The sequence below is a fragment of the Acidovorax sp. Root275 genome (genome assembly GCF_001428965.1).
In the GTDB taxonomy this organism is placed as follows: domain Bacteria; phylum Pseudomonadota; class Gammaproteobacteria; order Burkholderiales; family Burkholderiaceae_C; genus Acidovorax; species Acidovorax radicis.
This window is the reverse complement of the sequence record NZ_LMJH01000008.1, coordinates 879,849-906,319: the sequence shown is the minus strand read 5'-3', so window position 1 is coordinate 906,319 and position 26,471 is coordinate 879,849. Positions and strand designations below refer to the sequence as shown.

Below are 26,471 nucleotides of genomic sequence, written 5' to 3'. Positions count from 1 at the left end.
TTGTGATCAAGAACTCCACGGGCACCCAGGAGCGTTTTCGCGTGCAGGACAGCGGCGAAGTGCGGGCCCCGGGCCTGAGCGGTGCAACGCCCAATACCAATCTCACCTGCTTTGATGGCCCCACGGGTCGCCTGGGGCCCTGCGCGGGGGGCATCGGCACCGGAGCTACCGGCGCAACCGGACCGACAGGCCCCACGGGAGCATTAGGCCCGACTGGACCTACCGGGGTCACAGGCGCTGCAGGCACTACCGGTACGACGGGTGCTACTGGACCTACCGGCTCCACCGGCGCCACCGGTGCAACTGGAGCTACCGGGGCCGGGGCTACTGGCGCGACCGGTGCGACAGGACCTGCAGGAGCCACGGGGGCCCTAGGAGCTATGGGCCCCATCGGTGCAACCGGGGCAGACAGCGTGGTACCCGGGCCACAAGGTATCCAGGGGATTCAAGGCCCGATAGGCCCCACCGGAGCCACGGGCGCCACAGGGGCTGGAACAGTGACATTGGCCACCGTCTCCAACAGCGACAGCTGGACTTTCGGCGGCATGGGTGATCCAGCTGGAGGTGACCAGGTCACGGTCACCGCAACTTGCTCAGTAGGAAAAACAGTGGTTAGTGGGGGCTGCCGCGCAACAGCAGGGGCCAACGGCAGCTATTTTGGAGGTGGCTACCCCTCTGCGGCCGACAAATGGACCTGTGAATACTCAATTTGGGGTGCACTGTCAGCGCAAGCTTATGCAATCTGCCAGTAGGATGCGTTGGCCTCCATCGCTCTTGCGCTGTACAAGAATGGCGCATCCACGGGACTGAGTTCAGACCGAACGCAAGGGGCTGCACGCCGTCTGGGGGGATACACACCCAGCCTCCAAATCCCTCGCTGAAGACATATGCCTCGCGTCGTCCTCAACATGATCGTCAAGAACGAGGCACCGGTCATCACCCGGTGCCTCGGCTCGGTCAAGCCCTTCATAGACCACTGGGTCATCGTGGACACGGGTTCCACCGATGGCACGCAAGACATCGTCCGCGATTTCATGCAAGGCGTTCCCGGCACGCTGTTCGAGCGCCCCTGGAAGAACTTTGCGCACAACCGCAACGAAGCACTGGAACTAGCGCGCCCCTATGGCGGCTATCTGCTCTTCATTGACGCCGATGAGCAACTGCGGGTGCCGTCAGGTTTTACCTGGCCCGCGCTCTCGGCCGACGGGTACACCCTGACCTGCCACATGGACGGCTGGGAGTACCAGCGCAACAGCCTTGTGGCCACACGCATCGGCTGGCGTTGGGAGGGCGTGTTGCACGAGTACCTGACCGCCAAGCAGCACGGCCCCTGGCAAACGCTGCAGGGGCCTGTCATCCACGTATCCCATGATGGTGCCCGTGCACGCGACCCGGAAACCTACCTGCGCGACATGGCCTTGCTGGAGCAGGCCGTGCGGGACGACCCCACCAACACGCGCAACGTGTTCTACCTGGCCCAGAGCTGCCGCGATGCGGGGCAGATCGAGCCCAGCCTGCAGTGGTACCAGCGCCGGGTGGATATGGGAGGCTGGGACGAAGAGCGCTGGTATGCACTGTTCCAGATCGCCGTGCTGCACGAACGTAACCAGGCCCCTGTTGCCACCGTGCGCGAGGCCTATCTGGCCGCCTACGCGGCCCGCCCCCAGCGGGCCGAGCCCCTGTGTGAACTGGCCCGCTACTACCGTGAACGTGCCGAACATGCGCTGGCCACCGTGTTTGCCCTGCAGGCTTCGCAGATACCTCAGCCTCCCGACATTCTTTTTGTAGACACGCAGGTGTACGCCTGGCGTGCACTGGACGAGCTGGCCGTGAGCGCCTTCTATACCCCCCACCGTGACCTGGGTCGCGCCGCTCTGCAACGTCTGCTGGCCGAGCGCCACTACCCGGCAGCCCAGGCCCAGCGCATTGAGGCCAACCAGGCGTTCTACGGCCTTTGACCACCCCTGCGGCACAGGCTAGGCGGGCTGCGACAATGCTGCCCATGCAGAAACAGCTCCCCGCTTCCCCCTGGCTTCACGAGGCCATCGCCCGCATCGAAGCGGACTACCAACGCAGCGCGGACACCCACCTGATCCCGCTGCGCCTGCCCGTTTTTGCCACGCACGGCATTGACCTGTACCTCAAGGACGAATCCACCCACCCCACGGGCAGTCTCAAGCACCGGCTGGCGCGGTCACTTTTTTTGTATGCGCTGTGCAATGGCTGGGTGCACGAGGGCTCGACCATCGTCGAGTCATCCAGCGGCTCCACCGCCGTGAGCGAGGCCTACTTTGCGCGCCTGCTCGGCCTGCCCTTTGTGGCCGTGATGCCGCGCAGCACCTCGCCCGAGAAAGTGGCGCAGATCGAGTTCCACGGCGGGCGCTGCCACTTTGTGGACAGCGCGGGCGCGGTGTACGAAGCCGCCCGCACCATTGCGGCGGAGACAGGCGGCCACTACATGGACCAGTTCACCTATGCCGAGCGCGCCACCGACTGGCGCGGCAACAACAACATCGCCGAGAGCATGTTCACGCAGATGGCGCGCGAGCCGCACCCGGTGCCGCGCTGGATCGTGGTGGGCGCGGGCACGGGGGGTACCAGCGCCACGATTGGCCGCTATGTGCGCTACCAGCGGCACACCACCGAGGTGTGTGTGGCCGACCCGGCAGGCTCGGTGTTCAGCGCCTACCACCGCACGGGGGATGCCGCACTGACGGCGCCCGGCTCGCGCATCGAAGGCATCGGCCGCCCACGTGTGGAACCGAGCTTCATCCGCACGCTGGTGGACCGCATGGTGGATGTGGCCGATGTGGAATCCATCGCCGCAATGCGTGCGCTGTCGCAGCTGCTGGGGCGGCGCGTGGGGCCGTCTACCGGCACCAACTTCGTCGCCATGCTCACGCTGGCCAGCGAGATGAGAGAGCGGGGCGAGCGTGGCTCGATCCTGTCGCTGCTGTGCGATGCAGGGGAGCGGTATCTGCCCACGTATTTCGATACCGAGTGGGTGGACCGCTCTTTCGGAGATTGCTCGGCAGCCCAGCAAAAAATCGACGCCCTCATCGGCTGACGCCCGCAAAGCGCCCCGTGCCACCCGTCCCGCCACCAGTCCCTGCTGCGCCCTCGCCTGCGGGCACCTTTGCCACACGCCGCCAGTGGCTGGCCATGCAGGTACCACTGGGCATGGGAGGCCTGGGCGGCATGGCACTGACGCTGCTGCCCCAGGCCGCCCGTGCCCTGCCCGCACGCGCACTGACCTTTCCGCGCGACCATGGCAGCCACTCGGAGCTGCGCACCGAGTGGTGGTACATCACGGGCCATGTGCAGGCGCAGGGCAGGCCGTGGGGATTTCAGCTCACGTTCTTTCGCTCGCGGGTAGATGCCACGCAAAACCTGCAGTCTGCGTTTGCAGCCAAGCAACTGCTGTTCGCACACGCAGCCATCACCGATGTGCAAGGCCAGCGCCTGCTGCATGACCAGCGCATCGCGCGCGCAGGTTTTGGCGTGGCGCAGGCCAGCGAGGCCGACACCTCCATACGGTTGCAGGACTGGACGCTCGCGCGGAGCAATACGGCGCACAGCAAGCCAGACTTTCCGCTCAGCCGGTACACCGCCCAGATTGCGGGCAGCGAATTCGGCATGGACCTCCAATTCGACAGCACCCAACCGGTGCTGCTGCAGGGCCAGCAAGGCTTGTCGCGCAAGGGGCCCGATGCTGCACAGGCCAGCTATTACTACAGCCAACCGCAACTCACCGTGGCCGGCACCCTGACAGTGGAGGGCAAGCGCATGGGCGTGAGCCCCGGCAGTGGTCGCGCGTGGATGGACCACGAATGGAGCGAGGCCCTGCTGCACCCCGAAGCCCTGGGCTGGGACTGGATCGGCATGAACCTGCGCGATGGCAGTGCGCTCACGGCGTTCCGCTTGCGCCGTGCAGATGGCTCGGCCCTGTGGGCCGGGGGTTCGTTGCGAACACCGGGCCAGCCGGTGCAGGTATTTGACGCGCAGGCCGTGGTGTTCACGCCCCAACGCATCTGGGCCAGCCCGCAGAGCGGGGCACGCTACCCGGTGCAGTGGTGGGTGCAGACGCCCGCAGGCGCCTTTGAGGTGCGCGCCTTGCTGGACAACCAGGAGCTGGACAGCAGTGGATCCACCGGGGCGATCTACTGGGAGGGTCTGTCCGACTTGATGGACAGCGCAGGGCAGCCCGTAGGCCGGGGCTACCTGGAGATGACCGGATATGCAAAACCGCTGCGCCTGTAAAGGCTGCAGCGGTTATTGATTGGGGGGTTGAGGCCGCCCGGTATAAGCGGCCACAACGTCAGTGTTTGGCTGGGCCATCGGCACGGCGCTGTGCCAGCCAGGCGATGATCTCACCCATGATGCCGCGGCGAAAAGCCAGTACGCAGACCACAAAGATCAGGCCCGTGACCATGGTGACTGACTCACCCAGCGTCTTGAACCACTCCACACTCGTCAGCGCGGCTAGCAGGTTGCCGAACTCGCCAATCTTGTTTTCGAGCAGCACCACCACGGCCGAGCCGATGAGCGGCCCCGATAGGGTGCCCAGGCCCCCGACCAACGTCATCAGGATGACCTGGCCCGAGGCGGTCCAGTGCACGTCCGACAGCGTGGCAAAGCCCAGCACCAGGGTCTTGAGCGAACCCGCCAGCCCCGCCAGCGCGGCCGACAGCACGAAGGCGAGCAGCTTGAAGCGGTGGGTGTCATAGCCCAGCGAGATGGCACGGGGTTCGTTTTCCTTGATGCCCTTGAGCACCTGGCCAAACGGTGAATGGATGGTGCGCACGATGACGAGGAATGCCAGCACCACGATGACCAGCGCCACGTAGTACATGACCAGATCGCTTTGCAGATCAATCAGGCCAAAGAGCTTGCCGCGTGGCACGCCTTGGAGGCCATCTTCACCCCCGGTGAAGGGCGCCTGCAGACAGACAAAGAACAGCATCTGCGCCAGCGCGAGCGTGATCATTGAAAAATAGATGCCCTGGCGACGGATGGCCAGCCAGCCGAACAGCAGGCCCAGCAAGGCTCCGCCCAGCGTTCCCAGCAGCAGTCCCACTTCGGGCGTGAGCCCCCAGACCTTGATGACATGCCCGGCCACATAGGCCGCCCCCCCCAGGAAGGCAGCGTGCCCGAAAGACAGCAGGCCGGTGTAGCCCAACAGCAGGTTGAACGCCGAAGCAAACAGTGCAAAGCACATGAGCTTCATCACAAAGATGGGATAGGCGCCAAGGAATGGCGCGGCAATCAGGGCCAGCAGCAGCAGCCCATAACCGATGGAGGCAGTGTTCTTGAGATTCATGCTGGCGGCCCCTTATTTTTCTTTGCCGAACAGGCCGGCGGGGCGGATGAGGAGAACGATGACCATGATGACAAACACCACGGTGGACGATGCTTCGGGATAGAAGACCTTGGTGAAGCCTTCGATGACGCCCAGCCCCAATCCCGTCAGGATGGAGCCCATGATGGAACCCATGCCACCAATCACCACCACGGCAAACACCACGATGATGAGGTTCTGGCCCATCAGCGGCGTGACCTGGTAGACCGGGGCCGCGAGCACACCGGCAAAGGCCGCCAGCGCTGCGCCAAAGGCATAGGTCAGTGTCACCATCACCGGCACGTTGATGCCGAAGGCTTCCACCAGGCGGGGGTTCTCAGTGCCGGCGCGCAGGTAGGCGCCGAGCTTGGTTTTTTCAATCACATACCAGGTGGCAAGACACACCACCACCGAGGCCACCACCACCCAGGCCCGGTAGTTGGGCAGGATCATGAAACCGAGATTGGTAGCACCTTCCAGCAGTTCTGGCGTGTCGTAGCCCAGGCCCGATACACCGTAGATGGAACGGAACACGCCTTCAATCAGCAGCGTGAGGCCCAGTGTGAGCAACAGGCCATAAAGATGATCGAGCTTGTAGATCCAGCGCAGCAACAGGCGCTCGATCAACACCCCGAACAAGCCCACCACCAGCGGAGCCAACACCAGCATCCACCAGTAGTTGATGCCGAAGTAGTTCATGGCCATCCAGGTCATCAGGGCCCCCGTCATGAACAGCGCCCCATGGGCAAAGTTGATGACGTTGAGCAGGCCGAAGATCACGGCAAGTCCGAGGCTGAGAATGGCATAGAACGAGCCATTGACCAGCCCCAGAAGGAGCTGGCTCAGCAGGCCCGGCAATGAGACACCAAAGATTTCCATGGGAGGCAGCGGCAGGTGGTGGTGATCGGGTCAGGTCAGGGGGGAAGAAGGCATCTGGTACACGCCATCAGGCTGCTGCGGCAAGCCCCAGGGGATAGACCCTGGGGCTTGCCGGTACCTTGTCAGCGGGCTATTTCCAGAGCGCGCATTTGCTCTCGGCCTTGGTGGTGAACACCGAGTCGCCGGGCAGCTTCTTGACGAGCTTGTAATAGTCCCAGGGCTTGGTGGACTCGGCGGGCTTCTTCACTTCCATCAGGTACATGTCATGCACATAGCGGCCATCGGCGCGCAACTGGCCCGATGCAAAGAAGTCGTTCATCTTCATGCCACGCCATGTGGTCATGACCTTGTCGGCGTCCACACTCTTGGCTGCTTCCACGGCCTTGAGGTAGTTCATCGTGGCGGAGTAGTCAGCCGCCTGGATTTCGGTGGGCATGCGCTTGGTCTTTTCGAAGAAGCGCGCCGCAAACTTGCGCGTGTCGTCGTTCAGATCCCAATACCAGCTGGTGGTGAACTGCAGGCCTTCGGTATTGCGCAGGCCCAGGCTGTGCACGTCGCTGATGAAGATCAGCAGGCCCGCGAGCTTCATGCTCTTGCCAATGCCGAACTCCTTGGCGGCCTTGATGGCATTGATGGTGTCGCCCCCTGCATTGGCCAGGCCCAGGATCTGTGCCTTGGAATTCTGTGCCTGCAGCAGGAAGGATGAAAAGTCGGACGCATTGAGCGGATGGCGCACGGTGCCCACCACGGTGCCTCCCTTGGCCTTGACCACCGTGCTGGTGTCGGCTTCCAGTGCATGACCAAACGCATAGTCCGCCGTGAGGAAGTACCAGGACTTGCCGCCGGTATCCACAATGGCAGAACCTGTGCCCTTGGCCAACGCCACGGTGTCATACGCATAGTGCACGGTGTAGGGTGTGCACTGGTCATTGGTCAGCGCCGAGCTGGCAGCACCGTTGTTGATGTACACGCGCTTCTTCTCGGCAGCCACCTTGGCCGACGCGAGGGCTGTGCCGGAGTTGGTGCCGCCAAACAGCATGGTCAGGCCCTGGGTGTCGATCCACTCGCGGGCCTTGGAGGCTGCGATGTCGGCCTTGTTCTGGTGGTCAGCCGTCAGCAACTCGATGGGCATGCCCAGCACCTTGCCGCCAAAATCGTCAATCGCCATCTGGATGGCCACCGCACCGTTCTTGCCCTCCACATCGGCGTACAGGCTGGACATGTCGGTAATGAACCCGATCTTGACCTTGTCTTGCGCATGCGCGGCCGAGGTGGCCAGGCCGGCGGCGCCCAGCATCAGTGCCAGCACTTTGAGTTTGTTCTTCATGGATTGTCTCCTGTGGGTGTGGTTGAAGAAAACGGGAAGCAAGACTTCTGGGCGCGTTCAAACGCCCAGAAGTTCGGTGAGCACGGGCATCTTTTCTTCCAGCTCCGACGCACCGAATTTCTCCACGATGCGGCCATGCTCCATGACATAGAAGCGGTCTGCCAGCGGCGCGGCAAAGCGGAAGTTCTGCTCGACCATGACCACGGTGTAGCCCTTCTCGCGCAGCATGGTGATCATGCGGGCCAGGGCCTGCACGATGACGGGCGCCAGGCCTTCGGAAATCTCGTCGAGCAATAGCAGCTTGGCGCCAGTGCGCAGAATGCGGGCCACGGCCAGCATCTGCTGCTCGCCCCCAGAAAGGCGTGTGCCCTGGCTGTTCTTGCGTTCGGCCAGGTTCGGGAACATGGCGTAGATCTCCTGCACCGACATGCCGGGCGTGCCGGTCTTCAGTGCCGGGGGCAGGAGCAGGTTTTCTTCGCAAGAAAGGCTGGAGAAGATGCCGCGCTCTTCCGGGCAGTAGCCCACCCCCAAGTGCGCGATGCGGTGGGTGGGCATGTTCACCGTTTCCACGCCGTGGATCTTGACCGACCCCTTGCGTGCACCGGTCAGACCCATGATGGCGCGCATGGTGGTGGTGCGGCCGGCACCATTGCGACCGAGCAGCGTGACCACCTCGCCGGGCTGCACGACGATGTTCACGCCATGCAGCACGTGCGATTCACCGTACCAGGCTTCGAGGTTCTTGATTTCGAGGGCGGGAGCGGCAGCCATCAATGCGCTCCCTGGAGTTGACCGTCGGTGGTGCCCATGTAGGCTTCCATCACTTGCGGGTTGTTCGAGACTTCTTCGTAGGGCCCTTCGGCCAGCACGGCGCCACGCTGCAGCACGGTAATGCGGTCTGCAATGGTCGAGACAACTTTCATGTTGTGCTCGACCATCAAAATGGTGCGACCGATAGAGACCTTCTTGATCAGTTGCGTGACGCGATCCACGTCTTCATGGCCCATGCCTTGCGTGGGCTCATCGAGCAGCATCAGCTCGGGCTCCATGGACAGCGTGGTGGCGATCTCCAGCGCGCGCTTGCGGCCGTAGGGGAGATTCACGGTCACTTCGTCGGCCAGGTCTGCAAGCCCGACCTCGGTCAGCAACTGCATGGCACGGTCGTCCAGCTGGCGCAGGGTGCGCTCGCTGCGCCAGAAGTGAAATGAGGTGCCAAGCTTGCGCTGCAGGCCCAGGCGCACGTTCTCCATCAGCGTGAGGTGGGGGAACACCGCCGAGATCTGGAACGAGCGGATCACGCCACGGCGGGCGATCTGCGCAGGCTGCTCGCGCGTGATGTCGTGCCCGTTGAAACGAATGGTGCCCGAGGTGGGCGTGAGAAACTTGGTCAGCAGGTTGAAGCACGTGGTCTTGCCTGCGCCGTTGGGACCAATCAGCGCATGGATGGAGCCCCGGCGGACCGCCAGGTTCACATCGCTGACGGCAGTGAAGCCCTTGAACTCTTTGGTCAGGCTGTGGGTTTCAAGAATGACGTCGCTCATTGCGCCTGGGTCGCTCCGTTGGGTGCTGAGGAAAAAAGCCTTGGCCGACAAGGTCTTCGTGCGTGCGTTGGGATCGCAGTGCATCGTATGCCCCCCTACCCTGCAGTAGATACTGGGACTAATGCCTATGTATAAACGCCTACGCTCCCGATACGGCGAGGCATGCCTGCGCGCCCCAGCCAGCCATGCACAGCCACTGCATCGCCCGTCCCCCATGGCTTTGTCCGGCTGCACCTGCGCGACGCAGTCTGCGATTTGCCCGTAGACACACGCCACCGCGACGGGCAAAACACTGACTTTTTTCTGACACCCGCCCTGCCGGTTGCACCATTTGGTGCCCCCTTGCGCAGGACCTGCGAAACCACCGTCGGAAAACACCTGCCGGACGGGGGCCGATTCCCATGCCTTGGGCCTGCACACGGGTGCACCTCTACACTGCCCCCATGGCTTCTCCCCCCACCCAACCCACGCGCGGCGCCCCCCGCTCCCTGACCGGGCTGCTACCTTTTCTGCGACCGTACCGCACGCGCATCGCCTTGTCGGTAGTGTTCCTGGTGCTCGCGGCCCTCGCCACCCTGGCGTTTCCCCTCGCCCTGCGCAACCTGGTGGATGGTGGCCTGGTGAACGCCGACAAGGGCGCGCAGACCATGGCACTGCGCAATCACTTCGAGGCGCTGTTCGCAGTGGCGGTGGCACTCGGGGTGTTCTCCGCCGCGCGTTTTTACATGGTGAGCTGGCTGGGCGAACGGGTGACCGCCGACTTGCGCAATGCTGTGTACGGCCATGTGCTGCAGCAAAGCCCACAGTTCTTTGAAACCACCCAGACCGGCGAAGTGCTGTCACGCCTGACCGCCGACACCACGCTGGTACAGACCGTGGTGGGCTCATCCCTGTCGATGGGACTGCGCAATGCCGTCATGGGCGCGGGTGCGCTGGCAGTGCTGGTGTGGACTAACCCCTACGTGATGTCGATCGTGCTGGTGGCCGTGGTGCTGGTGGTGCTGCCGACCATGTGGATCGGACGGCGCGTACGCCGCCTGTCGCGCGACAGCCAGGACCGGGTTGCCGATTCGAGCGCCATCGCAGCCGAGGTGCTCAACGCCGTGCCGGTGGTGCAAAGCTACACCGCCGAAACCCGCGAGACCAGCCGCTTCATGCATGCCACCGAGAACGCGTTCCTGGTCGCCGTCAAGCGCTCCCGGGCTCGCGCTCTGCTGGTGGCCTTCATCATCATCGCGAACGCTGCACTGCTGCTCTGGGGGCTGTACCGGGGTACGGAGGCGGTGCTTGCGGGCAAGATGACCGCCGGACATCTGGGGCAGACGGTGGTGTACGTGATCCTGCTGGCCGGTGCCGTGGCCGTGCTGGGCGAGGTCTATGGCGACCTGCTGCGCGCAGCAGGCGCCACGGAGCGGCTGATGGAGTTGCTGGCGAGCCGATCGCCCGTGGCGGACCCGGCCCTGCCGCAAGACCTGCCTCTGTCTGACCGGGGCCTGGAGGTGGAATTTGAAAACGTTCTGTTTCACTATCCCTCCCGCCCTGACCAGCCCGCCCTGCAGGACTTTTCACTGCGCCTGGCACCGGGCGAAACCGTGGCGCTGGTGGGCGCCAGCGGTGCCGGCAAGACCACCGTGTTCCAGCTGCTGCAACGCTTCTACGACGTAGACACCGGTGCGGACGGTCGGGACCAGGGTGCCATCCGCCTCAACGGTGTGGACATCCGCCAACTGCGGCTGGAAACCCTGCGCTCGCACACGGGCACCGTGCAGCAGGACGCCGTGATCTTCTCCGCCTCGGCCATGGACAACATCCGATACGGGCGCCCTCAGGCCACGGACGAAGAAGTCATGGCGGCCACACGCGCTGCATTTGCGCACGACTTCCTCATGGCACTGCCCGAGGGCTATGGCACTTTCCTGGGAGAACGGGGTGTGCGGCTGTCCGGTGGCCAGCGCCAGCGCATTGCCATCGCCCGGGCGATGCTCAAAAACCCGCCCCTGCTGCTGCTGGACGAAGCCACGAGTGCGCTGGACGCCGAAAGCGAACGCATGGTGCAGGCGGCGCTGGACACCGCCATGCAACGCCATACGGGACGCCGCACCACGCTGGTCATTGCCCACCGGCTGGCCACTGTGCAGAACGCGGACCGCATTGTGGTGCTGGAACATGGGCGCATCGTGGAGCAAGGCACCCACACGGCCCTGCTGGCGCAAGGCGGCGTCTACGCCCGCTTGGCGGCCCTGCAGTTCACGGTGTAGGTTCCCACAAGCGGCATTGCCATCGCCAGGGGCTTCAAGGGACTTTGGTCCGCACTACATTCGGCGCAAGTCAATTGATATTAAATTGATAGCAACAACTATTTACCAGACAAGCGCCAGGCAGCAAAAAGACTGATATTTTTGGTGGTACCAAAGGCCGGACAGCTACTGGAGGGTTTCCTTGGCGGCGGCGGGCAGCGGCAAGGGCATGACGGCGATGCCCTCCTCCAGCAACTCCATCGCTTCGCCCGGAGTGGCCTGTCCTCGAATCGCGCGCTCCTGAACTTCGCCGTGGTGCATGCGCCGCGCCTCCTGCGCAAAATGCGCGCCCACATCCTCGGTATTTGCCACGATCTTGCGGGCCAGCTCCAGCCAGGCGGCCTGCAGCACAGGGGAAAGGGCCGGAGAGGTTCCGACCTGAAGGGTGCCGCCATCGGATGAAGCTGACGGCCCGGGCTCAACCGATGCGGAAGACGGCGCGCGCGCACCCAGGTTCAAACGGGGGGCGCTCAAGCGCTTTTCAATGTGATCGTCGGCACACAGCGGACATTGCACCAAACCGCGCTGCTTCTGGCTCTGAAAGTCGTCTTCCGACGCGAACCAGCCTTCAAAGACATGGCCCAGCTGGCATTGGAGATCAAGGACCTTCATGGCAATACCAAGATGCGCAGGCCATCAACCGTGGCGGCGCAGCAGGTAACGATAGACAAAACCCGGAAAGGCCAGCGTGAGAAACAGCGTCCCGGTGATCGCATAGAACTCCCAGCCTTGCGGCGCAATCTGCCCGGCCCTACGCTCCAGCAGCAGCGCCAGGCCACCCACCAGAAAGTACAGCAGGATGAGCTCGGCAAGACGGCCCACCAGCGGCTTGCGCGGGGCCGCAGCCACAGGCCCCACCGCTAACCAGCGGTGGTTTACAAATGGCAGGTTGGCAGCGATGAAGGCTGCCACAATGACCAGCCAGACGGACCCGGTAAGCGACACAGGAGCAGCAGAAAGCGGATAAGGCTCAGGTTGCCAACGCACGCACAACAGCGTCAGCGCAGAGGGCCATCAGGCCACCGGGCAAAAGGCCCAGCACCAGAAGGAGCGCGCCATTGAGGGTCAGCACGACACGCACATCCACTGGTGCGGAGACGCTCGAAGCCGTCAGCGGTGCATCGAAGTACATGACCTTGACGACCCGCAGGTAGTAGAACGCGCCAATCAACGACATGATCACTGCGAACACCGCCATCGCGATGTAAAGGCTCTGGCCTGAGGCCACCAACGCCTGCAGCACGGCCAGCTTGGCGTAGAAACCCACCAGCGGAGGAATACCAGCCATGGAGAACAGGCACACGGCCATCACGCCAGCGTAGAGCGGGCTGCGCTGGTTGAGGCCGGCAAAGTCTGAAATCTCTTCGCTCTCGAAGCCTTCACGGGCCAGCAGCAAAATCACGCCGAAGGCCGCCAGGGTGGTGAGCACATAGGTCACCACGTAGAACATCGAGGCGCTGTAGGCATTCTCCACAGCGGTGGCATCCACATTGCCATTCACCACACCCGACATCAGGCCCAGCAGCACAAAGCCCATCTGTGAAATCGTGGAGTACGCCAGCATGCGCTTCAGATTGGTCTGCGCAATGGCCGCAAGGTTGCCCACGAGCAGCGAACCAATGGCCAGCACCGCCAGCATCTGTTGCCAGTCGATCGCGAGGGGCAGCAAGCCGTCCACCAGCAGGCGGATGGTGATGGCAAATGCTGCCAGCTTGGGCGCGCCACCGATCATGAGCGTGACCGCCGTGGGAGCGCCCTGGTACACGTCGGGGATCCACATGTGGAAAGGCACCACACCCAGCTTGAAAGCCAGGCCAGCCACCACGAAGACGAGGCCGAACACCAGCACCTGATGGCGGATCTGGCCCGAATTGACCGCCTTGAACACCTGGCCGATATCGAGCGAGCCTGTGGCGCCATAGATCATGGACAGGCCGTACAGCAGGAAACCGCTAGCCATGGCGCCGAGCACGAAATACTTCATGGCCGCTTCGGTGGCCGTGGCGTTGTCGCGGCGCAGGGCCACGAGCGCGTAGCTTGACAGCGTCAGCAGCTCCAGGCCCAGATAGATCACGAGAAAGTTGTTGCCCGAGATCATGATGAACATGCCCAGCAGCGCGAACATCGAAAGCGTGAACATTTCACCACCGCGCAGCATGCCGCGATCCGCCGCATAGGGGCGCCCGTAAACCAACGTGATCATCATGGCCACGGTGGCAAAACACTTGAGCCAGTTGCCCATGGCGTCGCTGACCACCATGTTGCCAAAACCGTAGAAGGTATTGCCACTGCTGGCATACATCGCCTGCAGACCTGCCACCACGGCCAGCGTCAGCAGGGTCAGTATGTAGGTAGCAGTGCGGCGGGCGCTGTGCACGCCCAGATCGACCAGCGCAATCACGCAGGCCATGGTCAACAGCACGATTTCGGGGTAAATCGCGAGCCAGCTGATGTTGTCAATCATCTTCTTGAATCTCTTAGTTCAGCTTGGACAGCGCAACGTGCTTAAGCAGCTCCGCCACCGAGGTGTCCATCACGTCCGTGAACGGACGGGGATACAGGCCCATGGCCAGCACGGCGATGCCCAGCAGGGCGAGCACCAGGAATTCACGGCTGTCGATGTCCGTCAGGCCCTTGACGTTGTCATTGCCCACAGGCCCCAGGTACACGCGCTTGAACATCCACAGCGTGTAGGCGGCCCCAAAGATCAGCGCGGTGGCGGCAGCCAGTCCGATCCAGAAGTTGGCCTTGACGGCGCCAAGGATCACCATCCACTCGCCCACAAAACCGGCAGTGCCCGGCAGGCCGCAATTGGCCATCGCAAACAGCAGTGCAAACGCCGTGAAGTTGGGCATGGTGTTGACCACGCCACCATAGGCAGCGATCTCGCGGGAGTGCACGCGGTCGTAGAGCACGCCGATGGAAAGGAACATCGCACCCGAGACGAAGCCGTGGGCAATCATCTGCACCAGGCCGCCGGAGACGCCCAGGTCGTTGAAGATGAAGAAACCCAGGGTCACAAAGCCCATGTGCGCCACGGACGAGTACGCCACCAGCTTTTTCATGTCCTTCTGGACCATGGCCACGAGGCCCACGTAGATCACGGCGATCAGCGACAGCGCGATCATCAGCCAAGCCCATTCGCGCGAGGCGTCGGGGGCGATAGGCATCGAGAAGCGCAGGAAGCCGTAGGCGCCGAGCTTCAGCATGATGGCCGCCAGCACGGCGGAGCCGCCAGTGGGCGCCTCCACGTGCACGTCGGGCAGCCAGGTGTGCACCGGCCACATGGGCACCTTCACGGCAAAAGCCGCAAAGAAGGCAAAGAACAACAGAGTCTGCGCCGTGCGGCTCAGAGGCAACTGGTGCCACGTGGCAATGTCAAAGCTGCCGCCCGACTGGTTGTACAAGAAAATCAGCGCGATCAGCATGAGCAGCGAGCCGAGCAGCGTGTACAGGAAGAACTTGAACGCCGCGTAGATCTTGTTGGGACCGCCCCAGATACCGATGATCAGGTACATCGGAATCAGCGTGGCTTCGAAGAACACGTAGAACAGCATGCCGTCCAACGCCGTGAACACGCCAACCATGAGGCCCGACAGGATCAGGAACGCCCCCATGTACTGGTTGACGCGCTCGGTGATGGACTCCCACGAAGCCACAACCACGATGACCGTGATGAACGCCGTCAGCGGCACGAACCAGAACGAGATGCCGTCCACACCCAGGTGGTAATGGACATTGAAACGCTCGATCCAGGCAGCCTTCTCGACAAACTGCATCGCCGCCGTGCCCAACTGGAAGCCGTCGTACAGGGGCAGTGTCACCAGGAAGCCAATCACAGCCCCCACCAACGCCAGCCAGCGCACCGCGCGGGCATGCTCATCCCGCCCAATGGCCAGCAGCAGCACACCGAAGGCAATCGGTGTCCAGATTGCAAGACTCAACAGACCCATTTGTTGTTTTCCTTATTTGATGAGCTGCAAGAGAGCGTCGCCCCAGACAAACCAGGTCATCAGTGCGAAGACACCCAGGATCATCACCAGCGCGTAGTGGAAGATAAAGCCCGACTGCATCCAGCGCACGATGCCGGAAACCCCTCGTACCGCCTTCCATGACCCATTCACGAGAGCGCCGTCGATGATGGCTTGGTCGCCAACCTTCCACAGGCCAACCCCCAGAGCGCGTGCACCACGGGCCAGGATGTTCTCGTTGATCCAGTCGAGGTAGTACTTGTTTTCGAACAGCGTGTAGATCGGCATGCAGGTGCGCTTGATCGCAGCAGGCAAGGCCGGGTTCACCATGTACATGTAGTACGACAGGGCCACGCCAGCCGCTGCCAGCCAGAACGGCGCGGTCTGAAGCCCGTGCAGGGCCATCGCCACCGGGCCGTGGAAGATCTCCGCCAGCTTGGCCATCGCAGGGTGTTTGACCGCATCGACAAAGATCACGCCCTTGAAAAAGTCGCCGAACAGCATGGGCTGGATGAACATGAAACCCACTACCACCGATGGAATGGCCAGCAGCACCAGGGGCACCGTTACCACCCATGGAGACTCGTGCGGCTCATGGTGATCGTCATGGCCGTGGCCATGGTCGTCATGGTGCGCATCATGGTGTGCGTCGGGGTTCTGGTCGAACCGTTCCTTGCCGTGGAAGACCAGGAAGTACATGCGGAACGAGTAGAACGCCGTAATGAACACGCCTGCGAGCACGGCAAAGTGTGCAAAACCGGCTGCGGGCAGGTGGCTGAAATGCACCGCCTCGATGATGCTGTCCTTGGAGTAGAAACCCGCGAACAGGGGCGTGCCGATCAGTGCGAGCGAACCCAGCAGCGACGTGATCCAGGTGATGGGCATGTACTTGCGCACGCCCCCCATCCAGCGGATGTCCTGGTTGTGGTGCATACCCATGATGACCGAACCTGCCCCCAGGAACAGCAGCGCCTTGAAGAACGCGTGGGTCATCAGGTGGAACACGGCCACCGAGTAGGCCGATGCCCCCAAGGCCACGGTCATGTAGCCAAGCTGCGAGAGAGTGGAATAAGCCACCACACGCTTGATGTCGTTCTGGATGATGCCCAGGAAGCCCATGAACAGCGCCGTGATGGAACCGATGATCAGGATGAAATTGAGCGCGGTGTCCGACAGCTCGAACAACGGCGACATGCGCGACACCATGAAGATGCCGGCCGTCACCATGGTGGCCGCGTGAATCAGCGCCGAGATCGGGGTCGGGCCTTCCATCGAGTCAGGCAGCCACACGTGCAGCGGGAACTGCGCGGACTTGCCCATCGCGCCGATGAACAGGCAGATGCAGATGACGGTGATCAGCATCCAGTCGGTGCCCGGGAACGGCAGACCGCCCAGTTCGCCAGCCTTGGCGAAGATCTCGCTGTAGTTGAGCGTGCCGGTGTAGGCCGCGATCAGGCCGATGCCCAGGATGAAGCCGAAGTCGCCCACGCGGTTGACCAGGAACGCCTTCATGTTGGCGAAGATCGCCGTCGGCTTGTTGAACCAGAAGCCGATCAGCAGGTAGGACACCAGGCCCACGGCTTCCCAGCCGAAGAACAGCTGCAGCAGGTTGTTGCTCATGACGAGCATGAGCATGGAGAACGTGAACAGGGAGATGTAGGCAAAGAAACGGTTGTAGCCGTCGTCTTCCTCCATGTAGCCGATGGTGTAGATGTGCACCATCAGCGACACGAAGGTCACGACCACCATCATCATGGCGGTGAGGCTGTCGATCAGGAAACCGACCTCCATCTTGAGGCCGCCCACCACCATCCAGGTGTAGAGCGTCTCGTTGAAGCGGGCACCGTCCAGCGCCACGCTCTTGAGCGTCATCGCAGACAGCACGAACGCGACCAGCACGCCCAGGATGGTGAGGGTGTGGGAAAGTCGTCGACCGATCCAGTTACCACCGAAGGTCGTGCCGAAAATACCGGCCAGCAATGCGCCCGCCAGCGGTGCCAGCGGCACGGCCAGGAGCGTTGAAGCAGAGAGGGTTTGACTCATTCTTGAGAACCTTGGGAATGCTGGCGACCCATCAACCCTTGAGGGTGTTGAGGTCTTCCGCGTTGATGCTGGACTTGTTGCGGAACAGGAGCACCAGAATGGCCAGACCGATGGCCGACTCGGCAGCTGCCACTGTCAGGATGAAGAACACGAACACTTGGCCATGCATGTCGCCCAGGTAGTGCGAGAACGCCACGAAGTTCATGTTGACCGCCAGCAGCATCAACTCGATCGCCATCAGCAGCACAATCAGGTTTTTGCGGTTCAGGAAAATGCCGATCACGGCCAGCGCGAACAGCATCGCGCCCAGCGAGAGGAAATGGCCCAAAGTCAGCGTCATGCTTTTTTCTCCTCGGCAGCGGTCTCAGTAGGTGCTTCGTCCGCCGCCTTCTGGGTCGCGGCAACTTTCACCACTTCCAGACGGTCCGCAGCGCGCACACGGATCTGCAAGGAAGGATTGATGGCCTTGCTATCCTTGCGCTGGCGCAGAGTCAGAGCGATGGCAGCGATCATGGCCACCAGCAGGATCACGGCTGCGATTTCCACCGGATAGAGATATTCGGTGTAGAGCAGCTTGCCCAGTGCCTTGGTGTTTGAGTACTGCACCACGTGACCTGCAGCATCCACTGCCGTAGCGACGGCCTTTGGCTCGTCCATGCCACGGAAACCGCCCATCAGCACAGCGGCCATTTCCAGCGCAATCAAGGCACCCACAGTAGCAGCGAGGGGAAAGTGCTTCCAGAAACCCTTGCGCACCGTATCGATGTGGATGTCCAACATCATCACGACGAACAGGAAGAGCACCATCACTGCGCCCAAGTACACCAATACAAGGGCAATAGCCAGAAACTCGGCTTTGAGCAACAACCAAACTGCGGCCGCCTGTGAGAACGCGAGGATGAGATAGAGCACGGCATGCACAGGATTGCGCGCGGTGATGACCCGGAAGGCTGCAAACAGCAGCACCACCGAGAAGAGATAGAAGAAACCAGTCTTGGCGTCCATGAATCGGGTCTTTATAGAAAGTCTGGCAAAGAGGCTGAACCAGGCACCGCTCAGCGGTACTTGGCATCTGCAGCCTTGGCTGCCGCGATTTCACCTTCGTACCGGTCACCCACGGCCAGGAGCATGTCCTTCGTGAAATACAGATCGCCACGCTTCTCGCCGTGGTACTCAAAGATGTGTGTCTCCACGATGGAATCCACCGGGCAGCTTTCCTCGCAGAAACCGCAAAAGATGCACTTGGTCAGATCAATGTCATAGCGCGTGGTGCGGCGGGAGCCATCGGCACGCACGTCCGATTCAATCGTGATCGCCATGGCGGGGCAAACCGCCTCGCACAGCTTGCAGGCGATGCAGCGCTCTTCACCATTGTCGTAACGGCGCAGGGCATGCAGGCCGCGAAAGCGCGGCGACAAGGGTGTCTTCTCTTCGGGAAACTGCACGGTCACCTTGCGGCGAAAGGCGTAGCGGCCCGTCAGGGCCATGCCCTTGAGCAGCTCCACGAGCATGAAGCTCTTGAAGAAATCCTTGAACGAGAAAGGTGCAGCAGCAGCAACAGCAGTCATGTGTGTCCCCGCTTATTTCCAGATGTTCCACGGCGAGAGCAACCACCCGCCGACGATGAGCAGCCACACCAGGGTGACCGGAATGAAGATCTTCCAGCCCAGACGCATGATCTGGTCATAGCGAAAGCGCGGGAAGGTGGCGCGGATCCAGATGAACATGGACACCACGACGAAAGTCTTGATACCCAGCCAGATCCAGCCTGGCACCCAGTTGAACAGCACGCTGTCAATGGGCGACAGCCAGCCGCCCAGGAACATCAGCGCCGCCAGGATGGACACCAGCCACATGCTGGCGTATTCGGCCAGGAAAAACACGGCGAAACCCATGCCCGAGTACTCGACCATGTGGCCGGCCACGATTTCGGCTTCACCCTCAACCACGTCGAAGGGGTGGCGGTTGGTTTCAGCCACGCCGGAGATCAGGTACACCAGAAAGATGGGCAGCAGCGGCAGCCAGTTCCAGGACAGGAATACCAGGCCCTTGTCTGCGGCCATGCCGCGGGACTGGGACATCACGATTTCGGTCAGGTTCATGCTGCCCGAGACCATGATCACCACCAGGAAGCAGAAGCCCATGGCGATTTCGTAGCTCACCATCTGCGCCGAGGCGCGCAGTGCGCCCAAAAAGGCGTACTTGGAGTTCGATGCCCAGCCGGCGATGATCACGCCATAGACTTCGATGGAGGTAATCGCCATCACCAAGAGCAAACCGGCATTGACGTTGGCCAGCGCGACATCGGGACCGAAGGGGATCGCGACCCATGCGGCAAGCGCCGGCATGATCGCCATGATGGGACCCAATACAAACAGACCCTTGCTGGCCGCCGTAGGCTGGATGATTTCCTTGGTCAGCAGCTTCAGAGCGTCTGCAATCGGTTGCAGCAAGCCGAGTGGACCAACCCGGTTGGGACCATGGCGCACCTGCATGAAGCCGAGCAGCTTGCGCTCCCACAGCGTGAGGTAGGCCACTGCACCCATCAGAGGAGCCAAAATGCAGACGATCTTGATCAAAATCCAGAGCACGGGCCAGACAACGCCGGTCCACCAGCCAAAGGAAAGCAGGTTCAGGCCCGCGTTGTAGATCGCGTCGATCATGCGGCGACTCCTTCACGTGCCGTGCGCGCATCGGCGGTGAGCTGCAGAGACGTGGAACGGCGCACGAGGCCGTCGAGTTGATAGATGGAAGCGACCACAGGCTCGCCCGCGGTTTCCGTGGCTGCTGCGGCCGCAGCAGGCACCGCAGTCACCAGGTTCGACAGCTGTTCAGCAGGCACGTGCGTGACGGTACCGGCCGCGGCGTTGGTGGCGCGTGCCAGCACGTCTTGCGAGGTCTCGAAGTCGAAACCGGACACACCCAGCAGGTTGGCCAGCACGCGCAGGACCTTCCACGCAGGGCGGGTATCGCCCAGAGGGCGCACCACCGCATGGAAGCTCTGCAGGCGGCCTTCGGCGTTGATGAAGCTGCCGGAGGTTTCGGTGAAGGGAGCAATTGGCAACAGAACGTCACTGAACTCCAGGTTGGCCTTGAAGGGGCTCAAGGTCACCACCATCTCTGCACCAGACAGCGCAGCAGCAGCGTTGGCACCTGCCGCCGAGTCATGGACCGGCTCGGTGTTGAGCAGCACAGCCGCCTTCAGTCCACCCGAGAGCATCTGACCCGCATTCAATCCACCGTTCACAGGATGAGCACCCGCAAACTGCGCGCCCACCGTGTTGGCGGCTTCCGTAAGGTAGCCCACCGAGGCACCCGTGTGCTCGCCGATCCAGTTGGCCAACGACAGCAATTGCGTGGCCTGCGCATGGTGCGCTGCGGCGTTGCCCAGCAGCACGGCTTTGCGCTCACCGCCGAGCAGCGCGCGGGCGATGGCCTGGGTGGCGTCGTCGTGGGCTCCAGCGCCCTGAGGAGCGGTCACGCCCTTTTCCTGTGCCACTGCAGAGGCGATGCCGCCGAGTGTCTGCACCCATTCGCTGGCGCTTTGCGCAACGAACGACGACACAGGCATGGCCCAGTCGTGGGCCACAGAGCCCACAGCCGTGACCTGGCAGCCATGGCGGGCAGCCTGTCGGATGCGCTGCGCGAACAGCGGATGGTCCTTGCGCAGGTTGGAGCCTACCACCAGCACGCGTTGCAGCGTGGACAGGGAAGCGATGGACGTACCGAGCCAACGGATGCCTTCGGGTGCAGCGAACTCGGCATTGCGCAGGCGGTAGTCGATGTTGTCGCTGCCAATGCCGCGCACCAGCGCACTGGCCAGGTACAGCTCTTCGACCGTGCTGTGCGGGCTCACCAGAGCGCCGATGCTCTTGGCACCGTGGTCGTTCTTGATGTTCTTGAGGCCATTGGCCACGTACTCGAGCGCAGTCTGCCAGTCGACTTCCTTCCACACCCCGCCCTGCTTGAGCATGGGCTGGGTCAGGCGCTCGTCGCTGTTGAGCGATTCGTAGGAGAAACGGTCACGGTCGGCGATCCAGCATTCGTTGACGGCTTCGTTCTCCAGCGGCACGACACGCATGACCTTGTGGTTCTTGACCTGAACGATCAGGTTGGCGCCGGTGGAGTCGTGCGGGCTGACCGAGCGGCGGCGCGACAGCTCCCAGGTGCGGGCGCTGTAGCGGAACGGCTTGCTGGTCAAGGCACCCACGGGGCAGATGTCGATCATGTTGCCCGAAAGCTCTGAATCTACCGTATCACCAGTCACCGTGGTGATTTCGGAATGCTCGCCGCGATGGATCATGCCCAACTCCATCACCCCAGCCACCTCCTGGCCAAAGCGCACGCAGCGGGTGCAGTGAATGCAGCGACTCATTTCCTGCATGGAAATCAGCGGCCCCACATCCTTGACGGGCACCACGCGCTTTTCTTCCTCATAGCGCGAGGAAGATCCGCCATAGCCGACGGCCAGATCCTGCAGCTGGCACTCGCCACCCTGGTCACAGATGGGGCAGTCCAACGGGTGATTGATCAGCAAAAATTCCATGACCGACTGCTGGGCCTTGATGGCCTTGTCGCTCTTGGTGCGCACGATCATGCCCTGCGTCACCGGCGTGGCGCAGGCGGGCATGGGCTTGGGTGCCTTTTCCACATCCACCAGGCACATGCGGCAGTTGGCGGCAATCGAAAGCTTCTTGTGGTAGCAGAAATGTGGAATGTAGGTGCCCGCCTTCTCGGCTGCATGCATCACCATGCAGCCTTCGGCGACTTCCACTTTCTGACCGTCCAGTTCAATTTCAACCATATGTCTTCTCGCGATCAGGCGGAGGTCGCAGCCTGGGAGGCGTTGTTCCGGATCAGTGCTTCAAACTCGGGACGGAAATGCTTGATCATGGCGCGCACCGGCATCGCGGCAGCGTCGCCCAGCGCGCAGATCGTCCGGCCCTGGATGTTGTCTGCCACCGAATTAAGCAGGTCCAGGTCGCCCGTGCGGCCCTGGTTGTGCTGGATGCGGTCGATCACGCGCCACATCCAGCCGGTGCCTTCGCGGCAGGGCGTGCACTGGCCACAGGATTCGTGCGAATAGAAGTACGACAGGCGCAGCAGGCTCTCGACCATGCTGCGGGAGTCGTCCATCACGATCACGGCGCCCGAACCCAGCATGGAGCCGGCCTTGGCGATGGAGTCGTAGTCCAGCGTGCATTCCATGATGATGGAAGCTGGCAGCACCGGAGAGGACGAGCCACCAGGGATCACCGCCTTGAGCTGGCGCCCCTTGCGCACGCCACCGGCCAGTTCGAGCAACTTGGCGAAGGGCGTGCCCATCGGCACTTCGTAGTTGCCAGGCTTTTCCACGTCGCCCGAGACCGAGAAGATCTTGGTGCCGCCGTTGTTGGGCTTGCCACACTCCAGGTACGCCGCACCGCCATTGCGGATGATCCACGGCACGGCCGCGAAGGTCTCGGTGTTGTTGATTGTGGTGGGCTTGCCGTACAAACCGAAGCTTGCGGGGAACGGTGGCTTGAAGCGCGGCTGGCCCTTCTTGCCTTCCAGCGACTCGAGCAGCGCGGTCTCTTCGCCACAGATGTAGGCGCCGAAACCGTGCGCTGCATGCAGCTGGAAGCTGAAGTTGCTGCCCAGGATCTTGTCGCCCAGATAGCCGGCAGCGCGCGCCTCTTCGAGCGCTTCTTCGAAGCGGTCGTAGGTCTGGAAGATTTCGCCGTGGATGTAGTTGTAGCCCACGGAGATGCCCATCGCGTAGGCCGCAATGATCATGCCTTCGATGACGATGTGCGGGTTGAACTGCAGGATGTCGCGGTCCTTGCAGGTGCCAGGCTCGCCTTCGTCCGAGTTGCACACCAGGTACTTCTGGCCAGGGAACGAGCGGGGCATGAAGCTCCACTTGAGGCCCGTCGGAAAGCCCGCGCCGCCGCGGCCGCGCAGACCCGATTCCTTGACGGTGGCAATGACCTGGTCCTGCGTCAGCGGCTCGCTGCCGTCGGTACCCAGGATCTTGCGCAGCGCGGCGTAGCCGCCGCGCGCTTCGTAGTCCTTGATGCTCCAGTTCGTGCCGTCCAGGCCCGCATAGATCTGCGGGTTGATGTGGCGGTCGTGGAAGCAGGTCTGGACGCCGGTGGCCTGGAACTGCGAGAGGATCTGTGCTGCGGTGGTCATGCTTGCCCTTCCGCAGCCTTGAGGCCATCGACCAGCTGGTCGAGCTTGTCGTTGTCCATGAAGCTGCACATGGTGCGGTCGTTGACCAGCATCACGGGCGCGTCGGCGCAGGCACCCAGGCACTCGCACTGCTGCAGCGTGAACAGGCCGTCCGGCGTGGTCCCGCCCATAGTCACGCCGAGCTTCTTCTCGAGGTGGTGCAACGCCTTCTGGCCGTCGCGCAGCTGGCAAGGCAGGTTCGTACACACGTTGAGCTTGTACTTGCCGGTAGGCTGCTGGTTGTACATGTTGTAGAACGTGGTGACTTCGTGCACCGCGATCTGGGCCATGCCCAGGTATTCGGCGATCACGGCCTCGCTCTCGACGCTGACCCAGCCCTGCTCCTGCTGCACGATGGACAGGCAGGCCATCACGGCAGACTGCGCTTGCTCGGGCGGGTACTTGGCCACTTCGCGCGCAAAGCGCGCCAGCGTGGCTTCGGTGATCTTGGTATTGCTGCTGCTCATCGGTCGATCTCCCCGAACACGATATCCATGGTGCCGATGATGGCCACGGCGTCGGCGATCATGTGGCCGCGCGCCATTTCATCGAGAGTGGCCAGGTGCGCAAAGCCGGGCGCACGGATCTTCAGGCGGTAGGGCTTGTTGGCGCCGTCGCTGACCAGGTAGATGCCGAACTCGCCCTTGGGATGCTCGACGGCAGCGTAGGCCTCGCCTTCTGGCACGTGGAAACCTTCGGTGAAGAGCTTGAAATGGTGGATCAGCTCCTCCATGTTCGACTTCATGGATTCACGATCGGGCGCAGCCACCTTGTGGTTGTCGGTAATGACAGGACCCGGATTGGCGCGCAGCCAGTTCACGCACTGCTTGATGATGCGGTTGGACTCGCGCATCTCCTGCACGCGCACGAGGTAGCGGTCATAGCAATCACCCGTCTTGCCGACTGGCACGTCGAAGTCCATGCGATCGTAGACGTCGTAGGGCTGCGTCTTGCGCAGGTCCCATGCAATGCCGGAGCCCCGCAGCATGGGGCCGGTCATGCCCAGATTCAGTGCACGCTCGGGGGGCACCACGCCGATGCCCACGGTGCGCTGCTTCCAGATACGGTTGTCAGTGAGCAGGGTTTCGTACTCGTCCACACAGGCCGGGAAGCGCTGCGTAAAGTCGTCGATAAAGTCGAGCATGGAACCTTGGCGGTTCTGGTTCATGGCCTCGAGGGCCTTGGCGTTCTTGATCTTGCTGACCTTGTACTGCGGCATGGAATCCGGCAGGTCGCGGTAGACGCCACCCGGACGGAAGTACGCCGCGTGCATGCGCGCGCCGGAGACGGCTTCGTACATGTCGAACAGGTCTTCACGCTCGCGGAAGGTGTAGATCAGGATGGTGGAGCTACCGCAATCGTTGCCGTGCGAACCAAGCCACATCAGGTGGTTCAGCAGGCGCGTGATTTCGGAGAACATCACACGGATGTACTGGGCGCGGATAGGCACTTCCAGGCCCAGCAGCTTTTCGATGGCCAGGCAGTAGGCGTGCTCGTTGCACATCATGGACACGTAGTCCAGACGGTCCATGTAGGGCAGCGACTGGATGTAGGTCTTGTGCTCGGCCAGCTTCTCCGTGGCACGGTGCAGGAGGCCGATGTGCGGGTCAGCGCGTTGGACGACTTCGCCATCGAGCTCGAGCACCAGACGCAACACGCCGTGCGCGGCAGGGTGCTGCGGCCCGAAGTTGAGGGAATAGTTTTTGATTTCAGCCATGGTGGATCACGTGGGACGCAGGGCGCCTTAGTGCAGGCCTCCGTACTTGTCTTCGCGGATGATGCGCGGCGTGATCTCGCGCGGCTCGATCGACACCGGCTCGTAGACCACCCGGCGCTGCTCTGCGTCGTAGCGCATCTCGACATGGCCGGACAGCGGGAAGTCCTTGCGGAAGGGATGGCCGATGAAGCCGTAGTCGGTCAGGATGCGGCGCAGGTCGTTGTGACCGTCGAACACGATGCCAAACAAGTCAAACGCCTCACGCTCATACCAGTTGGCCGAGTTCCACAGATCAGCAACCGAAGCCACCACCGGGAAGTCGTCGTCGGCACAGAACACCTTGACGCGCACACGCTGATTCAGACTCACGGACAACAGGTGCGACACCACGCAATAGCGCGCCCCCTCGTTCACCGCATCGGCATATGCAGAATAGTCCACTCCGCACAAATCAATCAGTTGTTCGAAACGACAACCCTCTGCATCGCGCAGCAAGCGCATGGCCTCCAGGTAGTCGGCCGCAGAAACCACCAAGGTGACCTCATCCAAAGCCACCGTGATCTGGCGCACCTTTGCACCCAGCGCCGCAGCAATGTTGTCTTTGAGTTTTTCGGGGCGAATGGTAACAGCAGTCATCATCAACCCTTCAGACGCGCGCAATGGTATTGGTACGACGAATCTTCTGCTGCAGCTGAATGATCCCGTAGATCAGCGCCTCCGCCGTGGGAGGGCAGCCTGGGACATACACATCCACAGGCACGATACGGTCACAGCCGCGCACCACAGAGTAGCTGTAATGGTAATAACCACCACCATTGGCACACGAGCCCATAGACAGAACCCAACGTGGTTCGGACATCTGGTCGTACACCTTGCGCAGCGCGGGTGCCATCTTGTTGCACAGCGTGCCAGCAACAATCATCAGATCCGACTGACGAGGACTGGCACGAAACACCTCCGCACCAAAGCGCCCGATGTCATAGCGCGCTGCAGCAGCATGCATCATTTCAACGGCACAGCACGCTAGGCCAAATGTCATCGGCCACAGGGAACCGGTCTTGGCCCAATTCACCACGGAGTCATAGCTCGTGGTGATGAAGCCTTCCTTCATCACGCCTTCAATCATTGCATCATCCTTGTTGAGG

General features: G+C 62.3%; 24 protein-coding genes. 4 read left to right on the top strand and 20 right to left on the bottom strand.

Annotated features, from left to right (window positions below):
• The first annotated feature begins 887 nt into the window (after nucleotides 1-887).
• The 3 genes from ASE52_RS14210 (at nucleotide 888) to ASE52_RS14200 (ending at nucleotide 4,260) form a co-directional block, all read left to right on the top strand.
• Nucleotides 888-1,958, top strand: coding sequence for a glycosyltransferase (locus tag ASE52_RS14210; protein WP_057226917.1), 1,071 nt, complete (start codon nucleotides 888-890; stop codon nucleotides 1,956-1,958).
• A 44-nt stretch (nucleotides 1,959-2,002) separates the two neighbouring features.
• Complete coding sequence (locus ASE52_RS14205) at nucleotides 2,003-3,067, top strand: PLP-dependent cysteine synthase family protein (protein ID WP_035198280.1); 1,065 nt, start codon at nucleotides 2,003-2,005, stop codon at nucleotides 3,065-3,067.
• A 113-nt stretch (nucleotides 3,068-3,180) separates the two neighbouring features.
• Nucleotides 3,181-4,260 (top strand): carotenoid 1,2-hydratase, encoded by a 1,080-nt coding sequence (locus ASE52_RS14200; protein ID WP_057227266.1) that lies wholly within the window; start codon nucleotides 3,181-3,183, stop codon nucleotides 4,258-4,260.
• 58 nt (nucleotides 4,261-4,318) lie between these two features.
• Here the strand turns inward: ASE52_RS14200 and ASE52_RS14195 are convergent, their stop codons facing one another.
• The 5 genes from ASE52_RS14195 to ASE52_RS14175 all read right to left on the bottom strand — a co-directional run bounded on the left by ASE52_RS14195 (nucleotide 4,319) and on the right by ASE52_RS14175 (nucleotide 9,085).
• Nucleotides 4,319-5,320 (bottom strand): branched-chain amino acid ABC transporter permease, encoded by a 1,002-nt coding sequence (locus ASE52_RS14195; RefSeq protein ID WP_057226915.1) that lies wholly within the window; start codon nucleotides 5,318-5,320, stop codon nucleotides 4,319-4,321.
• A 12-nt stretch (nucleotides 5,321-5,332) separates the two neighbouring features.
• Nucleotides 5,333-6,217 carry a branched-chain amino acid ABC transporter permease gene (locus tag ASE52_RS14190; RefSeq protein WP_010463953.1) on the bottom strand — a complete coding sequence of 295 codons (885 nt, stop codon included), beginning with the start codon at nucleotides 6,215-6,217 and terminating at the stop codon, nucleotides 5,333-5,335.
• 130 nt (nucleotides 6,218-6,347) lie between these two features.
• Nucleotides 6,348-7,544 carry an ABC transporter substrate-binding protein gene (locus ASE52_RS14185; protein ID WP_057226913.1) on the bottom strand — a complete coding sequence of 399 codons (1,197 nt, stop codon included), beginning with the start codon at nucleotides 7,542-7,544 and terminating at the stop codon, nucleotides 6,348-6,350.
• Nucleotides 7,545-7,601: 57 nt separating this feature from the next.
• Complete coding sequence (locus ASE52_RS14180; protein WP_010463951.1) at nucleotides 7,602-8,315, bottom strand: ABC transporter ATP-binding protein; 714 nt, start codon at nucleotides 8,313-8,315, stop codon at nucleotides 7,602-7,604.
• On the bottom strand, nucleotides 8,315-9,085 hold the full coding sequence (locus tag ASE52_RS14175) for an ABC transporter ATP-binding protein (RefSeq protein WP_010463950.1): 771 nt from the start codon (nucleotides 9,083-9,085) through the stop codon (nucleotides 8,315-8,317). The genes ASE52_RS14180 and ASE52_RS14175 overlap by 1 nt, the downstream gene beginning before the upstream one ends.
• A 443-nt stretch (nucleotides 9,086-9,528) precedes the next feature.
• Here ASE52_RS14175 and ASE52_RS14170 point away from each other — a divergent pair, with 443 nt between their 5' ends.
• Nucleotides 9,529-11,343: an ABC transporter transmembrane domain-containing protein gene (locus ASE52_RS14170; RefSeq protein ID WP_057227264.1), complete on the top strand. Its 1,815-nt coding sequence runs from the start codon at nucleotides 9,529-9,531 to the stop codon at nucleotides 11,341-11,343.
• Between the two features lie 165 nt (nucleotides 11,344-11,508).
• On the opposite strand, the gene ASE52_RS14165 is transcribed toward ASE52_RS14170, so the two are convergent.
• The 15 genes from ASE52_RS14165 to ASE52_RS14095 are packed head-to-tail and all read right to left on the bottom strand — an operon-like array spanning nucleotide 11,509 to nucleotide 26,452.
• Complete coding sequence (locus tag ASE52_RS14165; RefSeq protein ID WP_057226911.1) at nucleotides 11,509-11,994, bottom strand: DUF1178 family protein; 486 nt, start codon at nucleotides 11,992-11,994, stop codon at nucleotides 11,509-11,511.
• Nucleotides 11,995-12,018: 24 nt separating this feature from the next.
• Nucleotides 12,019-12,327 carry a DUF2818 family protein gene (locus ASE52_RS14160; protein WP_029414081.1) on the bottom strand — a complete coding sequence of 103 codons (309 nt, stop codon included), beginning with the start codon at nucleotides 12,325-12,327 and terminating at the stop codon, nucleotides 12,019-12,021.
• A 25-nt stretch (nucleotides 12,328-12,352) separates the two neighbouring features.
• Nucleotides 12,353-13,846 (bottom strand): NADH-quinone oxidoreductase subunit NuoN, encoded by a 1,494-nt coding sequence (gene nuoN, locus ASE52_RS14155; protein WP_057226909.1) that lies wholly within the window; start codon nucleotides 13,844-13,846, stop codon nucleotides 12,353-12,355.
• Nucleotides 13,847-13,859: 13 nt separating this feature from the next.
• Nucleotides 13,860-15,335 carry an NADH-quinone oxidoreductase subunit M gene (locus ASE52_RS14150; protein ID WP_010463945.1) on the bottom strand — a complete coding sequence of 492 codons (1,476 nt, stop codon included), beginning with the start codon at nucleotides 15,333-15,335 and terminating at the stop codon, nucleotides 13,860-13,862.
• 12 nt (nucleotides 15,336-15,347) lie between these two features.
• On the bottom strand, nucleotides 15,348-17,396 hold the full coding sequence (gene nuoL, locus ASE52_RS14145; RefSeq protein WP_029414080.1) for an NADH-quinone oxidoreductase subunit L: 2,049 nt from the start codon (nucleotides 17,394-17,396) through the stop codon (nucleotides 15,348-15,350).
• A gap of 31 nt (nucleotides 17,397-17,427) precedes the next feature.
• On the bottom strand, nucleotides 17,428-17,736 hold the full coding sequence (gene nuoK / locus ASE52_RS14140; RefSeq protein WP_005793248.1) for an NADH-quinone oxidoreductase subunit NuoK: 309 nt from the start codon (nucleotides 17,734-17,736) through the stop codon (nucleotides 17,428-17,430).
• A complete protein-coding gene (locus ASE52_RS14135; protein WP_010463943.1) occupies nucleotides 17,733-18,401 on the bottom strand; it encodes an NADH-quinone oxidoreductase subunit J in 669 nt (222 codons plus the stop codon). The genes nuoK and ASE52_RS14135 overlap by 4 nt, the downstream gene beginning before the upstream one ends.
• A 50-nt stretch (nucleotides 18,402-18,451) precedes the next feature.
• Nucleotides 18,452-18,964: an NADH-quinone oxidoreductase subunit NuoI gene (gene nuoI / locus ASE52_RS14130; protein WP_010463942.1), complete on the bottom strand. Its 513-nt coding sequence runs from the start codon at nucleotides 18,962-18,964 to the stop codon at nucleotides 18,452-18,454.
• Nucleotides 18,965-18,976: 12 nt separating this feature from the next.
• A complete protein-coding gene (nuoH, locus tag ASE52_RS14125; RefSeq protein WP_010463941.1) occupies nucleotides 18,977-20,059 on the bottom strand; it encodes an NADH-quinone oxidoreductase subunit NuoH in 1,083 nt (360 codons plus the stop codon).
• Nucleotides 20,056-22,200 (bottom strand): NADH-quinone oxidoreductase subunit NuoG, encoded by a 2,145-nt coding sequence (gene nuoG / locus ASE52_RS14120; protein ID WP_057226907.1) that lies wholly within the window; start codon nucleotides 22,198-22,200, stop codon nucleotides 20,056-20,058. The genes nuoH and nuoG overlap by 4 nt, the downstream gene beginning before the upstream one ends.
• A 14-nt stretch (nucleotides 22,201-22,214) precedes the next feature.
• Nucleotides 22,215-23,570 (bottom strand): NADH-quinone oxidoreductase subunit NuoF, encoded by a 1,356-nt coding sequence (gene nuoF, locus ASE52_RS14115; protein WP_010463939.1) that lies wholly within the window; start codon nucleotides 23,568-23,570, stop codon nucleotides 22,215-22,217.
• Nucleotides 23,567-24,076: an NADH-quinone oxidoreductase subunit NuoE gene (nuoE, locus tag ASE52_RS14110; protein WP_010463938.1), complete on the bottom strand. Its 510-nt coding sequence runs from the start codon at nucleotides 24,074-24,076 to the stop codon at nucleotides 23,567-23,569. Before nuoE ends, nuoF begins: the two co-directional genes overlap by 4 nt.
• Nucleotides 24,073-25,326: an NADH-quinone oxidoreductase subunit D gene (locus ASE52_RS14105; RefSeq protein WP_010463937.1), complete on the bottom strand. Its 1,254-nt coding sequence runs from the start codon at nucleotides 25,324-25,326 to the stop codon at nucleotides 24,073-24,075. The genes nuoE and ASE52_RS14105 overlap by 4 nt, the downstream gene beginning before the upstream one ends.
• 27 nt (nucleotides 25,327-25,353) lie before the next feature.
• Nucleotides 25,354-25,962 (bottom strand): NADH-quinone oxidoreductase subunit C, encoded by a 609-nt coding sequence (locus ASE52_RS14100; RefSeq protein WP_057227262.1) that lies wholly within the window; start codon nucleotides 25,960-25,962, stop codon nucleotides 25,354-25,356.
• Between the two features lie 10 nt (nucleotides 25,963-25,972).
• Nucleotides 25,973-26,452 (bottom strand): NADH-quinone oxidoreductase subunit B, encoded by a 480-nt coding sequence (locus ASE52_RS14095; protein WP_007849129.1) that lies wholly within the window; start codon nucleotides 26,450-26,452, stop codon nucleotides 25,973-25,975.
• Between the last annotated feature and the right edge of the window lie 19 nt (nucleotides 26,453-26,471).

Bases quoted from the DNA above. Each gene is read 5' to 3' on its own strand.
- ASE52_RS14210 (WP_057226917.1), top strand. From the start codon at position 888: ATGCCTCGCGTCGTCCTCAACATGATCGTCAAGAACGAGGCACCGGTC.
- ASE52_RS14205 (WP_035198280.1), top strand. From the start codon at position 2,003: ATGCAGAAACAGCTCCCCGCTTCCCCCTGGCTTCACGAGGCCATCGCC.
- ASE52_RS14200 (WP_057227266.1), top strand. From the start codon at position 3,181: ATGGGAGGCCTGGGCGGCATGGCACTGACGCTGCTGCCCCAGGCCGCC.
- ASE52_RS14195 (WP_057226915.1), bottom strand. From the start codon at position 5,320: ATGAATCTCAAGAACACTGCCTCCATCGGTTATGGGCTGCTGCTGCTG.
- ASE52_RS14190 (WP_010463953.1), bottom strand. From the start codon at position 6,217: ATGGAAATCTTTGGTGTCTCATTGCCGGGCCTGCTGAGCCAGCTCCTT.
- ASE52_RS14185 (WP_057226913.1), bottom strand. From the start codon at position 7,544: ATGAAGAACAAACTCAAAGTGCTGGCACTGATGCTGGGCGCCGCCGGC.
- ASE52_RS14180 (WP_010463951.1), bottom strand. From the start codon at position 8,315: ATGGCTGCCGCTCCCGCCCTCGAAATCAAGAACCTCGAAGCCTGGTAC.
- ASE52_RS14175 (WP_010463950.1), bottom strand. From the start codon at position 9,085: ATGAGCGACGTCATTCTTGAAACCCACAGCCTGACCAAAGAGTTCAAG.
- ASE52_RS14170 (WP_057227264.1), top strand. From the start codon at position 9,529: ATGGCTTCTCCCCCCACCCAACCCACGCGCGGCGCCCCCCGCTCCCTG.
- ASE52_RS14165 (WP_057226911.1), bottom strand. From the start codon at position 11,994: ATGAAGGTCCTTGATCTCCAATGCCAGCTGGGCCATGTCTTTGAAGGC.
- nuoN (WP_057226909.1), bottom strand. From the start codon at position 13,846: ATGATTGACAACATCAGCTGGCTCGCGATTTACCCCGAAATCGTGCTG.
- ASE52_RS14150 (WP_010463945.1), bottom strand. From the start codon at position 15,335: ATGGGTCTGTTGAGTCTTGCAATCTGGACACCGATTGCCTTCGGTGTG.
- nuoL (WP_029414080.1), bottom strand. From the start codon at position 17,396: ATGAGTCAAACCCTCTCTGCTTCAACGCTCCTGGCCGTGCCGCTGGCA.
- nuoK (WP_005793248.1), bottom strand. From the start codon at position 17,736: ATGACGCTGACTTTGGGCCATTTCCTCTCGCTGGGCGCGATGCTGTTC.
- ASE52_RS14135 (WP_010463943.1), bottom strand. From the start codon at position 18,401: ATGGACGCCAAGACTGGTTTCTTCTATCTCTTCTCGGTGGTGCTGCTG.
- nuoI (WP_010463942.1), bottom strand. From the start codon at position 18,964: ATGACTGCTGTTGCTGCTGCTGCACCTTTCTCGTTCAAGGATTTCTTC.
- nuoH (WP_010463941.1), bottom strand. From the start codon at position 20,059: ATGATCGACGCGATCTACAACGCGGGCCTGAACCTGCTTTCCTTTGGC.
- nuoG (WP_057226907.1), bottom strand. From the start codon at position 22,200: ATGGTTGAAATTGAACTGGACGGTCAGAAAGTGGAAGTCGCCGAAGGC.
- nuoF (WP_010463939.1), bottom strand. From the start codon at position 23,570: ATGACCACCGCAGCACAGATCCTCTCGCAGTTCCAGGCCACCGGCGTC.
- nuoE (WP_010463938.1), bottom strand. From the start codon at position 24,076: ATGAGCAGCAGCAATACCAAGATCACCGAAGCCACGCTGGCGCGCTTT.
- ASE52_RS14105 (WP_010463937.1), bottom strand. From the start codon at position 25,326: ATGGCTGAAATCAAAAACTATTCCCTCAACTTCGGGCCGCAGCACCCT.
- ASE52_RS14100 (WP_057227262.1), bottom strand. From the start codon at position 25,962: ATGACTGCTGTTACCATTCGCCCCGAAAAACTCAAAGACAACATTGCT.
- ASE52_RS14095 (WP_007849129.1), bottom strand. From the start codon at position 26,452: ATGATTGAAGGCGTGATGAAGGAAGGCTTCATCACCACGAGCTATGAC.